16 protein-coding genes are annotated in these 12,018 nt (G+C 57.3%); 6 read left to right on the top strand and 10 right to left on the bottom strand.

Translation table 11 applies throughout. The features are described from left to right. Positions 1–65: 65 nt before the first annotated feature. Complete coding sequence (locus ICY20_RS12145) at positions 66–611, bottom strand: DUF4410 domain-containing protein (protein WP_159958723.1); 546 nt, start codon at positions 609–611, stop codon at positions 66–68. A gap of 320 nt (positions 612–931) precedes the next feature. Here ICY20_RS12145 and ICY20_RS12140 point away from each other — a divergent pair, with 320 nt between their 5' ends. The 3 genes from ICY20_RS12140 to pcp are packed head-to-tail and all read left to right on the top strand — an operon-like array spanning position 932 to position 3,244. Beyond that, on the top strand, positions 932–1,648 hold the full coding sequence (locus tag ICY20_RS12140; RefSeq protein ID WP_159958721.1) for a DUF969 domain-containing protein: 717 nt from the start codon (positions 932–934) through the stop codon (positions 1,646–1,648). Continuing rightward, positions 1,645–2,595 carry a DUF979 domain-containing protein gene (locus ICY20_RS12135; RefSeq protein ID WP_159958719.1) on the top strand — a complete coding sequence of 317 codons (951 nt, stop codon included), beginning with the start codon at positions 1,645–1,647 and terminating at the stop codon, positions 2,593–2,595. Before ICY20_RS12140 ends, ICY20_RS12135 begins: the two co-directional genes overlap by 4 nt. A 7-nt stretch (positions 2,596–2,602) precedes the next feature. Then, a complete protein-coding gene (pcp, locus tag ICY20_RS12130) occupies positions 2,603–3,244 on the top strand; it encodes a pyroglutamyl-peptidase I (protein WP_194937604.1) in 642 nt (213 codons plus the stop codon). 15 nt (positions 3,245–3,259) lie between these two features. On the opposite strand, the gene ICY20_RS12125 is transcribed toward pcp, so the two are convergent. The 4 genes from ICY20_RS12125 to ICY20_RS12110 form a co-directional block, all read right to left on the bottom strand. Next, positions 3,260–3,577, bottom strand: a complete 318-nt coding sequence (locus ICY20_RS12125; protein WP_228758413.1) for a hypothetical protein — start codon at positions 3,575–3,577, stop codon at positions 3,260–3,262. Between the two features lie 121 nt (positions 3,578–3,698). Next, positions 3,699–5,096 carry a heavy metal sensor histidine kinase gene (locus ICY20_RS12120; RefSeq protein ID WP_159958713.1) on the bottom strand — a complete coding sequence of 466 codons (1,398 nt, stop codon included), beginning with the start codon at positions 5,094–5,096 and terminating at the stop codon, positions 3,699–3,701. Continuing rightward, positions 5,093–5,764, bottom strand: a complete 672-nt coding sequence (locus tag ICY20_RS12115; protein WP_159958711.1) for a heavy metal response regulator transcription factor — start codon at positions 5,762–5,764, stop codon at positions 5,093–5,095. Before ICY20_RS12115 ends, ICY20_RS12120 begins: the two co-directional genes overlap by 4 nt. 42 nt (positions 5,765–5,806) lie before the next feature. Next, a complete protein-coding gene (locus ICY20_RS12110) occupies positions 5,807–6,073 on the bottom strand; it encodes a DUF2790 domain-containing protein (RefSeq protein ID WP_159958709.1) in 267 nt (88 codons plus the stop codon). Between the two features lie 213 nt (positions 6,074–6,286). Here ICY20_RS12110 and ICY20_RS12105 point away from each other — a divergent pair, with 213 nt between their 5' ends. Continuing rightward, complete coding sequence (locus tag ICY20_RS12105; RefSeq protein ID WP_159958707.1) at positions 6,287–6,964, top strand: HAD-IA family hydrolase; 678 nt, start codon at positions 6,287–6,289, stop codon at positions 6,962–6,964. Between the two features lie 19 nt (positions 6,965–6,983). Here the strand turns inward: ICY20_RS12105 and ICY20_RS12100 are convergent, their stop codons facing one another. Beyond that, a complete protein-coding gene (locus ICY20_RS12100) occupies positions 6,984–7,274 on the bottom strand; it encodes a hypothetical protein (RefSeq protein WP_159958705.1) in 291 nt (96 codons plus the stop codon). A gap of 137 nt (positions 7,275–7,411) precedes the next feature. Beyond that, entirely contained in the window at positions 7,412–7,606 is a 195-nt protein-coding gene (gene csrA / locus ICY20_RS12095) for a carbon storage regulator CsrA (RefSeq protein ID WP_003192511.1), read from the bottom strand. Between the two features lie 262 nt (positions 7,607–7,868). On the opposite strand from csrA, the gene ICY20_RS12090 reads away from it, so the two are divergent. Further along, complete coding sequence (locus tag ICY20_RS12090; RefSeq protein WP_159958781.1) at positions 7,869–8,234, top strand: SPOR domain-containing protein; 366 nt, start codon at positions 7,869–7,871, stop codon at positions 8,232–8,234. Between the two features lie 31 nt (positions 8,235–8,265). Here ICY20_RS12090 and ICY20_RS12085 read toward each other — a convergent pair whose 3' ends face one another. The 3 genes from ICY20_RS12085 to ICY20_RS12075 all read right to left on the bottom strand — a co-directional run bounded on the left by ICY20_RS12085 (position 8,266) and on the right by ICY20_RS12075 (position 10,493). Next, complete coding sequence (locus ICY20_RS12085) at positions 8,266–8,955, bottom strand: endonuclease (RefSeq protein WP_159958703.1); 690 nt, start codon at positions 8,953–8,955, stop codon at positions 8,266–8,268. Positions 8,956–8,959: 4 nt separating this feature from the next. Then, a complete protein-coding gene (locus ICY20_RS12080) occupies positions 8,960–9,211 on the bottom strand; it encodes a DUF1654 domain-containing protein (protein WP_194937603.1) in 252 nt (83 codons plus the stop codon). 193 nt (positions 9,212–9,404) lie between these two features. Further along, the gene (locus ICY20_RS12075; protein ID WP_159958699.1) at positions 9,405–10,493 is read right to left on the bottom strand and encodes an asparaginase; all 1,089 of its coding nucleotides are present in this window, start codon (positions 10,491–10,493) and stop codon (positions 9,405–9,407) included. A 563-nt stretch (positions 10,494–11,056) separates the two neighbouring features. On the opposite strand from ICY20_RS12075, the gene ICY20_RS12070 reads away from it, so the two are divergent. Then, complete coding sequence (locus tag ICY20_RS12070; protein ID WP_159958697.1) at positions 11,057–12,013, top strand: sugar ABC transporter substrate-binding protein; 957 nt, start codon at positions 11,057–11,059, stop codon at positions 12,011–12,013. The last annotated feature ends 5 nt before the right edge of the window (positions 12,014–12,018 follow it).

The raw sequence follows: 12,018 nt of genomic DNA, 5'->3' as shown, positions 1-12,018 counted from the left end.
TTGATCGCTGAAGGTTGACCATACTCGGCGGTCGTCTCAGCGGCCACCGCCGTACCCTATGAGTTTTATTTAGCCTTAGCGTTCTTGATATCGCTAATCATCTGCTTGGCAATCGCCTGAACCTGTTTCTGCGTCATTGCCGATGCAATCCCTTCCCAGGCGGACGAGGAGGTGTCGTAAGTGCGCGAGCCGATAGGTGTGCCGGATTTCAGGTCGCTATAGTCGGCGCGGGAAAATACCCAGGCGTTACCGACCAGTGCGCCAGCAACGTAGCGCGACCCCGGCTCGATATAGCGGAATTTGCTCACATTGATGCTGATGCCAACGCCATCTTCACCGGTAGGCGCCACTGTTGAACTTTCGGTCACATTGAAGCCGGCTTGGCGAGCTTCGATCTGCAGTGCGTTATTCCAGTCGCGCTTGAGCAGGTTCCAGTCCGGGTTTTGTTCCACTTGTTCTGCGCCCTTGATAGCCACTACCAGGTTCTGTTTGGCGGGCTCCGGGATGGCCAGCGCGGCGCTGCCACCACTTTTGACTTTGGCAGCGCACCCGCCCAGCAGGGAGAGTGCTACGGCGCATGAGAGGGCAATCAGGACCTTTTGGGTTTTCATTGAATTTCCATATCCACAACAAGAAGAGAGAGGCGTGCGCCCGGTAAACGGGCGGCGTTACCATGCGCGAATCCCTTGGCGGCTGTCCACATCTTGTTACGCAGGGTGTTCAATCGCCCACAAAATTTATTGGTGTGCAGCAACAATTTTTCTTGTTGGACACCTCTCGCCCGAGGCAGCAAAGTTGCCGCCACTGATGCTCGACCTCCCAGGTCAACAATAAAAAACCGAGCCGACTGCACGCCACTTTCTTGCTGTGAGCCCTTTGTTCACATCCTGCTGTAATGGCGCCGCAGCGCGCACTAAAGGACCTCACCGCCATGCAAACTGTTGTGAATTTATGGCCGTTGATCGGCGTACTTGTCATCGTGGTTGGCTTTGTCTTGCGCTTCAACCCGCTATTGGTGGTCACGGCCGCCGCTATCGCCACCGGGCTTGCTGCCCATTTTCCGCTGGAGAAAATTCTCGCCACCATGGGGGATGGTTTCCTTCAGACCCGCGCCTTGCAGTTGATCCTGTTATTGCCCCTGGCGGTTATCGGCCTGCTGGAGCGTCATGGGTTGCGCTTGCATGCGCAGAACTGGATTGCTCGCTTCGAGCGTGCCACCGTCGGGCGCTTGTTGATTATCTATCTGTTTGTGCGCGAGTCCACCGCAGCCATGGGTTTGACCAGCCTGGGCGGGCACCCGCAGATGGTGCGCCCGCTGTTGGCGCCGATGGCCGAGGGTGCAGCGGAAAAACGCTACGGCAAATTGCCGGACAAATTGCGCCACAAGGTGCTTGCCATGTGTGCCGCGACTGATAATGTCGGGCTGTTTTTTGGCGAAGATATTTTTGTGGCCTTTGGTGCGATTGCCCTGATGCACACCTTTTTGCTGGGTTCGGGGATCGATGTAGAGCCGCTGCATATTGCGGTGTGGGGAATCCCGACAGCGATCTGCGCGTTTATCATTCATGCGATACGGCTCCATCGATTTGACCGAAGGCTCACCCGTGAGATGACGCCTGCCGCCACACCAGTGGAGGCCGCGCGATGATTATCTCCATTCAATATTTGTACTGGCTGGCCGGCGTTCTGCTGTTGATTACCGCAGGCATGATCGTGCTGGATCGAACCCATCCCAAGCGCTGGTCCAGTGCCTTGTTCTGGCTATTGTTTGCCATCCCGTTCCTGGTGGGCGAGCGGCTGCCCTCAGTTGTGATCGGTGTGGGCGTGGTGGTGATGGCGTTGATCGCCGGCATGGGAGGTGTGGGTCGAGGCAAGCATGTCGAGTTGCATGACAAGGCCTCCCGTGCCAGTGCCGGTCGCCTGGGGCACAAGTTGTTTATACCGGCATTGGCCATTCCCCTGACGACGGTGATCGGCTCAGTCTTGCTCAAACACACCGAGATTGGTGGCGTCCCGCTGCTTGACCCCAAAAACACCACCTTTGTTTCCCTGGGTATCGGCTGTCTGATCGCCCTCGGCTTGGCGTGTTGGCTGACCCGTGACACGCCCGTGCAAGCCTTGCGTGAATCGCGCCGTCTCACCGAAGCGCTCGGTTGGGCCATGGTGTTGCCACAGATGCTGGCGATGCTCGGGCTGCTGTTCAATGAAGCAGGTGTGGGTACGGCGGTTGCCCATGTCACCACCACTTATATCAACCTGGATTTCAAGTTGGTGGCGGTGATGGTTTATGTGCTGGGCATGGCGTTGTTCACGGTGATCATGGGCAATGGGTTTGCTGCCTTCCCGGTGATGACCGGCGGTGTTGGTGTGCCGGTGCTGGTGGGTATCTACGGCGGCAACCCTGCGGTGATGGCGGCAATCGGCATGTTCTCGGGCTACTGCGGTACCTTGATGACACCGATGGCTGCCAACTTTAATATCGTGCCGGCAGCGTTGCTGGAGCTCCCAGACAAGAACGCCGTGATCAAAGCACAATTACCCACTGCGCTGATGATGCTGGTGGTGAATATCGTGCTGCTTTATCTGTTGATGTGAGGCCAGTATGCGAACGGTATTGCTGATGGGGTTTGAACCCTTTGATCAAGACGTGGTGAACCCTTCCTGGGAGGCGGTGCGCCAATTGGACGGCGTGCTGCTGGAGGCCGATGTGCAGATTGTGGCGCGGCAACTGCCCTGTGCGTTTGCTACGGCGGGTGAGTGCCTGAGCCGATTGATCAGCGAGTTGCGCCCGGCGATGGTCATCGCTACCGGCCTTGGCCCCGGGCGTAGCGATATCTCCATCGAGCGGGTCGCGATTAACGTCAACGACGCACGCATCCCCGATAACCAGGGGGCACAGCCCATTGATACCGTGGTTGTAGAGGGTGGCCCGGCGGCCTACTTCTCGACGCTGCCTATCAAGGCGATGGTCAAGGCTGTGCGCGAGTCGGGTATTGCTGCTTCGGTGTCACAGACAGCGGGGACGTTCGTGTGCAATCAGGTGTTCTATCTGTTGCAGCATGCGCTGGCCGGTACGGCTGTACGCAGCGGTTTTATTCACGTGCCCTGGCTGCCTGAGCAGGTGACTGGTTCGGACCGACCTTCGATGGTGCTGGGCAGAATTGTCGAGGGTTTGCAGCGGGCGGTACTGACGGCCTGGCAAACATCTGTGGATGTGACTGAAGCTGGCGGCAAGGTCAGTTGACCACCCGGGCCTGCCTCAGCTTGCAAGCAGCCGGGTGAGCCCGAAGGTGATGGCGCAGGCCAGCCCGGTCATTGCGAATGCCGTGGCGACATACCATTTGATGAGGTTTAACTCCGTGGTCGCCAGGTCAGCCTTGGTGGCGAAGTGTTTTTCAATGGAGTCTGTCTTGCTTGAAACGGCAAATAGCTTCTCTTTCATTTCAGCCAGCCTCTTTTCCAGTAAACCCAAGCGTTTTTCCATACCTGAGCCTCCGTCATTACCGCCACCGCTTCTTCCTTGAACAGGAATGTTCAGCGTGCTCGCCCCGCCAAATCGATACTGTTTCTTCTCCAAAGCATGCCACCTGTTTCAAACACTGTGAGATTGTACTTGGGGAGCAAGAATAGTAGGTGTTTAGGCCAGCGGTGACAGGCAAACTTTTGCAAAATACCACCGAGTGTCTGGCGCGTGCTTTTCAGTCTTCTCGCCGTGGAAAGAACAATTCAAAACACGTCACTCCTGCCTCGCTGGTTACGCTGTAGCGTCCGCTATGCAGTTGCATGATGGTCGCCACAATCGAGAGGCCCAACCCATTGGACTGGGCCGAGCGCTCCCGCGACTCATCCACTCGGTAAAACCGTTCGAACAGTCGCGGTAGATGTTCGGCGGCAATGGTTTCACCCCTGTTGCTGACCCTCAGGTTGATACCCTCGGCGCTCGGCACGGCCTGGATCTGCAACCTGGAACCGTGCGCGCCGTATTTGATGGCATTGGCACACAGGTTTGCCAATGCCCGGCGCAGCAACATCGGCTCGGCCCAGATCACGCCTTCGCCCTTGGCAAGAATGCTGATATCTACATCTGCGGCCAAGCCTTCGAAATAGTCAGCGATGCGTGCCACCTCATCGGCGGCGCTTAATTCCTGGCGTTGGCGTAAGGCGCTGGCGGGGTCGGTGCGGGCCAGGAAGAGCATGTTGTCGAGCATCCGCGCCAGGCGCTCCAGCTCTTCGACGTTGGACGCCAGCAGTTGCTGATAACTCTCGATGCTACGGTGCTGCTGCAGGGCGACCTGGGTTTCGCCCAGCAGGTTATTGATCGGTGTACGCAGTTCGTGAGCCATGTCGGTGGACACCTGGCCCAACTGCACGAAGCCCTTGGCCAAGCGCTCAAGCATGGTGTTGAACGCGTCGATCATCGGCAGCAGTTCTTTGGGCGCACCGTGGCCGTCCAAACGCTCGGCAAGGTTGCCGACGCCTATTCCCTGGGCATGCAGGGCGAGGCGTCGCAAGGGCAAAAGGCCGCGATGCACCAGCAAGTAACCGACCAGCGCAAGGATGATCGCGGCAAGGCTTGCCAGGATGTACACGCTTAACCGGTAGTTGGCGAGCACGGCGGTGCGCTCGGCCATCAGGCGCCCGGTGGTGACTTGCAGGCTGCCCAGGTCGCCGGAGTCGATGGACGCCGCCACGCTGGCGTAGGGCACGCCATTCACGCCGGGGAAGTGGTGCACGTCGCCAAGGCCCAGTGCGTGGTTTTTCGGCACGGCAGGTACAAAAGGCACGTCGATATTGCCCGGGTTCACCAACAGCAGCGGTTTTTGCCCAGGCGCGCTGATGCTCAGCACCGATTCGCGGTTGCCCAGCATGTTCTGGAACAGCTCAGGCTTGGTCTTGATCAGTTCCAGGGTGTTGCTGTCGTTGAGCAGGTTGCGCAGTTGATCCACACGAGAGATCAACGCGGCGTCGTCACGCATGACGAGTTCCCTTTCCAGTTCGCGGTAGAGCGCTACGCCCAGGGTCGCCAGCAGGGCGAATGCGAGCAGGGCGAAGATCATCGCCAGGCGTAAGGTCAGGGAGTGATGGCGGTTACTCATGGCTGGGTATCGAAGCGGTAGCCGATGCCGCGCACGCTGTGGATCAGCTTGAGCTGGAACGGGTCGTCGATTTTCAGGCGCAGGCGCCGCACGGCGACATCGACCACGTTGGTGTCGCTGTCGAAGTTCATGTCCCATACCCGGGAGGCGATCAGCGAGCGGGACAGTACCTGGCCCTGGTGGGTGGCGAACAGGTGCAGCAGGGCAAATTCTTTGTTGGTCAGGGTAATGCGTGTGCCGGCACGCGTGACGCGGCGCTTCAAGACGTCGATGTGCAGGTCGGCGATCTGCAGTTGTTCTTCTTCACGACTCGGCCCTCGGCGGGTCAGGGTGCGCAGGCGCGCCACCAACTCGGCAAACGAAAAGGGCTTGATCAGGTAATCATCGGCGCCCAGCTCAAGGCCCTTAATACGGTCGGCAATATCGTCGCGGGCCGTGAGAAAAAGTACTGGGGTGTCGGCCTCTTTGCGCAGGCGGCGCAGCACTTCCCAGCCGTCCATTTTGGGCATCATTACGTCCAATACGATCACATCGAATGGGGTTTCCAACGCCTGGTGCAAACCGTCCACGCCGTCGCGGGCCAGGCTGACGGAGTAGCCCAGTTCCTGCAGGCCGTTGAGCAGGTAATTGCCAGCCTTGGGTTCGTCTTCAACGACGAGAATATTCATGGAAAGTGCCCTGTCTCAATGCTAGGCGCAAGTGTAGCCGGATCAGCTGTCACTGGGGCAGCCGATGGCTTGAACCTGATAATCCAGCACGTGTTCGCGGCCTTGGTGGTCCAGGTAGTCGAGGCGCTTGGGCACGATGCCGCATTGACCGTCGGTGTTGGTGCTCGACAGCACTTTGTCGACATCCAGGTGCAGGAAGAATCCGGTTTTGTCATGGATGACGGTTGGGGCGTCGGCTGCAAACACGGAGCCGGTGGCGAGCAGTGTCAAGCTGGCGGCGATCAGGCAGAGTCTGCTTACAGGCTTCATTAGGTGGACCCTCATTCATCAGTGGGAAATGGCGTCAACCGATGCGGCTGACTGACGACTCCACTGTATGAAGTGAGGGTGCTGGCAAGACTTACAGCTTCATTACAAAGCTGTAATGCAAGGGTGATGTTCGGGTGGCGTTTACAAGCTGCGAGGTGATCCGTAGATTGCATCGGGCCAATTATTTGTTACAGCCCACGAGGAAGCTACTCAGTGTCCATCCGAGGTTCAGCCGTATTTGCCCGACGTTATCGCGCCTTCCTGTTCGACATGGACGGCACTCTGCTCAACTCCATTGCCGCCGCTGAGCGGGTGTGGGCCATCTGGGCGCAACGCCATGGGCTGGATGTTCCGGCGTTCCTGGCCACTATCCATGGTGCGCGCGCCATCGATACCATCACGCGTCAGGCGTTACCGGGTGTTGATCCCGACGTCGAGGCGCAGTGGATTACCGAGGCAGAGATCAAGGATGTGGATGGCGTCGTGGCCATCCCTGGGGCCGTTGCATTTTTGAACAGTGTGCCGGGGGATCAGTGGGCGCTGGTCACATCGGCCCCCAAAGCGTTGGCGTTGCGTCGGCTGCAAGCGGCGGGCATCGTGCCGCCTGCGGTGCTGGTGACGGCCGAAGACGTGGCCATCGGTAAACCGAACCCGGCTTGTTATGCGCTCGGTGCTCAGCGTCTGGGCGTGCCGGTACAAGACTGCCTGGTGTTCGAGGATGCGACTGTGGGTATTCGAGCGGCAGAGGCGGCAGGGGCGGATGTGATGGTGGTGACGTCAACGCATCATGTGACGATGGAGACGGAACATCCTTCGATTGACGGTTACGAGCGATTACGAGTGCAGCGTGACGCGGACGGCTTGCTGTATTTGCAGAACGCAGCGCACTGATACAAAAAAACGCAGCCCGTCACGGGTCTTGATCGCTGGCGGCTTGGGCGGGTGGTGCGTGCAGCCGCGTGCTTCGAATTCCCTGGCGTGAGAGCACCATTTCCCTGAGCAATTCATTGGCTAGCCGCGCAATGGCGTTGGCGCCTCGATAGTGCGCACGCACGATTCCCGTAATTGCAAAGTGGTCGGTTTCCGGTCCACTGAGCACTGCCGAGAGTGTGCCATCGGTGTGCAGCGTGCAGGTGATGGTGTAGCTGGGCAAGCGGTCTGCCAGTGCAGATTCGATTTGGGACTTGCTCAGGGTGTCCATCTGCGTCTACGCCTTTGGTGACCATGCAAGCCAAAGCATAGGCCCTGTTACGCAGCTGTAAACACCGGCGATCAGGTCATCGAAGGGGTTTTCGCCAGCCGTTACAGTGAACGAAAGGGCTGGCTACTGAGGGCACTTCAAGGCGTCTGGTTTTTGTCCGGAGCAGTCAGGCCGGCCTGGATGCGCTGGTAAATTTCTTCGCGATGCACGGCAACGTCTTTGGGAGCATTGATGCCGATTCGTACTTGCTGGCCGCTGACGCCCAGGATGGTGATCGTGATGTCATCACCGATGTTTATGCTTTCACCAACTTTGCGGGTGAGTATAAGCATGGACTTCTCCTTGATTACTTTTAAGGACACATGTTTCAGGCAGGGCGGATGTCGTATGTGTATAGCTTACTGCTAAGCGCTTCCCTGTGACTGCCTCTTTTAGGACGCATAGAGGCGACATTAATTCCCATGGCGGCATCATACAGGTCTGCGATACATCATTCGCATTGTTTAAGCCAACGTTTATGACGGCCAGAATAGACAGTGAATGATAAAGTTGCCTCTTTATCCTTAAAGGAGCAGGGCAGTGCGTAAAGTAGCGATGGCAATTGCGGTGTTGGCATTGGCAGGTTGCGGTGAAGGTAAACCTGTCGAAGCCCCCAGGGCCAAGCCTGCCGTGACTGAAAGCCAGCCACAAACCGGCGCAATTGCTGCCCAGGAATGGGACGTATGGGTCGGCCCGCCAGACCACAAGTTGCAGGCAATCACCGACCTGACCGCCTGGTTGCTGGAACATGGTTTCAACTTTTATATCGTGAAAGTCGACGGCAAGGACGAAGTGTTGATGGGGCCGTTCGCAACCAAAGCAGAGGCCGAAGCCAAGCAGACTCTGCTCAACGAAAAAATGGCCCGTGCCAAGAAGACCGATACCGTGTCTGAGATCATCGAGCACAAGGCTGCGCAGTAACGAGAAGGTGGGGCGGGCACTCCGCCCATTTTCAACCGCAGGCCTTGAGGTTTACCGGGCCGACAAATTCATTGCCGCGTCCCATCACACAGGCCACGGTCTGGTTGCGCTGGCGCTCCCAGGTTTGTACCGGGTAGGTTTTGTTCCAGGCTTCGTATAGCTGACGATCCTGTTTCGATAGACGCAGGCCGTACTGTTTGCTCATGTAGAAATAGGTGCGCGCGATCATCCCGCGGATGGATGGGCGCGGCATGACCTTCTTGGCTTTGAAATCCACTTGGGTCAGGCAGGAACCGTACTGCCCGTTTTGCACGGGCAGCCAGCCAAAGCTGAAATTGTTACGGTCGCCGTTGACCTCTCCAATACTCGGTACCAGGTTGTGCAAGTCGGCTTCGGCCCGCTGGAATACCTTGTCATTGCGCGTGCAGTTCTTGCGCCCGCCGCTCTGCCAGCACTGGCGTTGATGCCCGATCTGCCAGGCGGGAACGATGTGCTCCCACTCAATACGTGCCGCACGATTGGCGTTTTTGCGCGGGATGTAGCCACAGGCTTTCAGGTCTACACGGTTGCCGGTGTACTTACAGCCGCAATAGAACTCTGTGGATTGCGGCGCGTAGAGCGTCCAGGCCACTTTCTTGGCTTCGCTGAAGGTTCGAGGCGCCTGGGCGTGGGCGGTTAGGGTAAAAAGCATGCAACACGCAGCAATAAAACGGGCACTCATTGGATCAGTCTTCCTTCGGCACAACCCAGAAAATCTGCACGCCGCCGTCATCCCGATAGGCGAGGGTGACATTGTCGTTCTCTGCGATTTCTTCCAGTAAACGTTGCCATTCATCCTCCGGTTCATCTGGCAAGCGGAAGATCAAGGCTGCCTTGGCTTTTTGGGCGTTGGTGGAGTTGATGATCTTTTGCACGCGAATGGCCAGACGTTCGTAGGCATTGGGTGGAGCAGGCACTGCGGAAGCGGACTTTGCCACGGTGTATTCCTCAATAAGCTGTACGCACATACAGTATTTAACTGTAAGCGATTTCGCAACTGCTTAAAATTCAAGGCGTTCATCTGACAGTCGGTTAAGCGGGTTGCTGTAGGGCTGGAATGGTTTTTAGCGGGGGATTTTGCGGGGGCGGCAGGGGCGATTAAATTCGCCCCTGCCGGTGTATCTCCGGGGATCAATATTCCCAGAAAATACGTTGCAGCTCTTTGCTGTCCTGAGTCTTGGTCAGGGCGACCATCGCCAGGATGCGGGCCTTCTGAGGGTTCAGGTCTAGGGCAGCGACCCAGTCGTACTTGTCGTCAGGCTGTTCGGCGTTACGCAGCACCATCCCGCCGGCGTTGACGTGGGAAGAACGAATGATTTGAACGCCTTGTTTACGCAATTCCACCAGTGCCGGTACAACTTTGGACGACACCGAGCCGTTGCCGGTACCCGCGTGGATGATGGCTTTGGCGCCAGCCTGGGCCAGGGCTTTGTAGGCGGTGTCGCTCACGTTGCCATAGCCATAGGCGATTTCAACATCGGGCAGGCTCTTGATGTTTTTGATATCGAACTCAGAGTCTGTGGTGTGACGCTTGGCCGGCAGGCGGAACCAATAGGATTTGCCTTCAACCACCATGCCCAGCGGGCCCCATGGGCTTTTGAACGCTTCGGTCTTGATGTTGATCATCTTGCTGACGTCGCGACCCGATTGAATCTCGTCGTTCATGGTCACCAGCACGCCTTTGCCGCGCGCATCTTTGCTGCTGGCCACGGCCACGGCGTTGTACAGGTTGAGCATGCCGTCTGCAGACATCGCGGTGCCTGGGCGCATAGAGCCGACTACGACGATTGGCTTGTCGGTTTTTTCCACCAGGTTGAGGAAGTAGGCGGTTTCTTCCAGGGTGTCGGTACCGTGGGTGATCACGATGCCATCTACGTCCTTGCTGTCGGCCAGTTCGGCGACGCGACGACCCAGTTGCAGAAGGTTTTCGTTATTGATGCTTTCGGACGCAATTTGCATCACTTGCTCGCCGCGCACATTGGCGATCTGGCTAAGCTCAGGAACACCGGCGATCAGTTGTTCGATGCCGACCTTGGCGGCCTGGTAGGTGGCGCTGTTGGCTGCGCTGGCGCCCGCGCCGGCGATGGTGCCGCCGGTGGCGAGGATCACCACGTTGGAGAGTTTGGTCTTGGTTTCAACTTCTTTTGCCTGTGCGGCAACGGGGAACAGCAGCATCAGGGCCAATGCGCCCGGGACAAAGTTCTTCAGTGCAGATTTCATTATTTTTCTCTCTGGTTTTTGATGAGTGCTGTAGCAGGTTCATCTAGAACACCCGGGCGGTTCTGAATGCCACGAGGTGCTGAGGTAGAGCAGGATCTATACCAGGCTGATTTGGTTAGCGAAAATAAAATAAGTAATTGTTTTATATGAGATTTTATTTTTGTTTTGACGGTTGTTGGTCACTGGTCGTCCGGCTTTCCGAACATCGGACGATGTTACGTTCGGTTGTCCGAAAAGTGCGTGGGCCACCTCAATCGATTGCGTGACAATGGCGTCAGGATCTGTCGTTTTAGAGAACGATCAAGGTATGACAATGTTTAACAATACCCATCGCAGGGCGCGAGGGCAGGGACTAGAGGGTTTGGATGAAAGGCTATTGTCTACCGTTGACAAATCTCGACAACTTTCTCATAGTTTGAATAACGCAAACGTTTGCGAGATGTTTCGCGGGGGCGCTCTTGAAGCCTTCTGACAACTCGTATCAGCCACCCGGGTGGGATGGCTGCCGAAGCATTCTTCGGTGCAAGCGTTGCTCACAATAATCATAAGATCGGAGTACACCCATGAAGCTGCCATTTGCAGGACGTCTTCTTGCTGTCGCTGTGCTTGCTGCCGCATCCGCTGTTCTACCTCTCTCTTCTGCATTTGCTGACTCCGCCGCCAAACCCAAGGTCGGCTTGGTCATGAAGTCCCTTGCCAATGAATTCTTCGTCACCATGCAGGATGGCGCGAAGGACTATCAGAAAGCCCATGCCGCCGACTTCGACATGATCACCAACGGCATCAAGAACGAAACCGATACCAGCGCCCAGATCGACATCGTCAAACAGATGATCCTGTCCAAGGTCGATGCCATCGTTATCGCGCCGGCTGACTCCAAGGCCTTGGTAAAAGTGCTTGAAGATGCCTCTAAAGCCGGGATCAAGATCGTCAACATCGACAACCGCCTGGACCCGGGCGTGCTGAAAAGCAAAAACCTCGATATCCCTTTCGTAGGCCCAGACAACCGCAAAGGCGCCAACCTGGTGGGCGACTACCTGGCCAAGCAACTGGCCTCGGGCGACAAAGTCGGCATCATCGAAGGCGTACCGACCACGACCAATGCCCAGCAGCGTACTGCTGGCTTTAAGGACGCGATGGACGCTGCCGGCCTGAAGATCGTTTCCACCCAGTCAGGTAATTGGGAAATCGACGAAGGTCGCAAAGTGGCTTCGGCGATGCTGAGCGAATACCCGGACCTCAAGGCTCTGTTGGCCGGTAACGACAACATGGCCCTGGGCGCTGTCTCTGCCGTCCGTGCGGCTGGCAAGGCTGGCAAGGTGCTGGTCGTAGGCTACGACAACATCGAAGCCATCAAGCCGATGTTGCAGGACGGCCGCGTACTGGCCACCGCCGACCAAGCCGCTGCCCAGCAAGCCGTGTTCGGTATCCAGAATGCGCTCAAGCTGGTCAAGGGTGAAAAAGTCGAGTCCAAAGACGGCGTGATCGAAACCCCGGTCGAACTCGTCCTCAAAAAGTAATCCTG

This window comes from Pseudomonas pisciculturae (assembly GCF_015461805.1).
GTDB classification, from domain to species: domain Bacteria; phylum Pseudomonadota; class Gammaproteobacteria; order Pseudomonadales; family Pseudomonadaceae; genus Aquipseudomonas; species Aquipseudomonas pisciculturae.
Note: the sequence above shows the minus strand (reverse complement) of the source record. Positions and strands in the feature narration are given on the sequence as shown.

Excerpts from the sequence above, each read along its gene's own strand:
- ICY20_RS12145 (WP_159958723.1), bottom strand. The coding sequence starts at position 611 with ATGAAAACCCAAAAGGTCCTGATTGCCCTCTCATGCGCCGTAGCACTC.
- ICY20_RS12140 (WP_159958721.1), top strand. The coding sequence starts at position 932 with ATGCAAACTGTTGTGAATTTATGGCCGTTGATCGGCGTACTTGTCATC.
- ICY20_RS12135 (WP_159958719.1), top strand. The coding sequence starts at position 1,645 with ATGATTATCTCCATTCAATATTTGTACTGGCTGGCCGGCGTTCTGCTG.
- pcp (WP_194937604.1), top strand. The coding sequence starts at position 2,603 with ATGCGAACGGTATTGCTGATGGGGTTTGAACCCTTTGATCAAGACGTG.
- ICY20_RS12120 (WP_159958713.1), bottom strand. The coding sequence starts at position 5,096 with ATGAGTAACCGCCATCACTCCCTGACCTTACGCCTGGCGATGATCTTC.
- ICY20_RS12115 (WP_159958711.1), bottom strand. The coding sequence starts at position 5,764 with ATGAATATTCTCGTCGTTGAAGACGAACCCAAGGCTGGCAATTACCTG.
- ICY20_RS12110 (WP_159958709.1), bottom strand. The coding sequence starts at position 6,073 with ATGAAGCCTGTAAGCAGACTCTGCCTGATCGCCGCCAGCTTGACACTG.
- ICY20_RS12100 (WP_159958705.1), bottom strand. The coding sequence starts at position 7,274 with ATGGACACCCTGAGCAAGTCCCAAATCGAATCTGCACTGGCAGACCGC.
- csrA (WP_003192511.1), bottom strand. The coding sequence starts at position 7,606 with ATGCTTATACTCACCCGCAAAGTTGGTGAAAGCATAAACATCGGTGAT.
- ICY20_RS12090 (WP_159958781.1), top strand. The coding sequence starts at position 7,869 with ATGGCAATTGCGGTGTTGGCATTGGCAGGTTGCGGTGAAGGTAAACCT.
- ICY20_RS12085 (WP_159958703.1), bottom strand. The coding sequence starts at position 8,955 with ATGAGTGCCCGTTTTATTGCTGCGTGTTGCATGCTTTTTACCCTAACC.
- ICY20_RS12075 (WP_159958699.1), bottom strand. The coding sequence starts at position 10,493 with ATGAAATCTGCACTGAAGAACTTTGTCCCGGGCGCATTGGCCCTGATG.
- ICY20_RS12070 (WP_159958697.1), top strand. The coding sequence starts at position 11,057 with ATGAAGCTGCCATTTGCAGGACGTCTTCTTGCTGTCGCTGTGCTTGCT.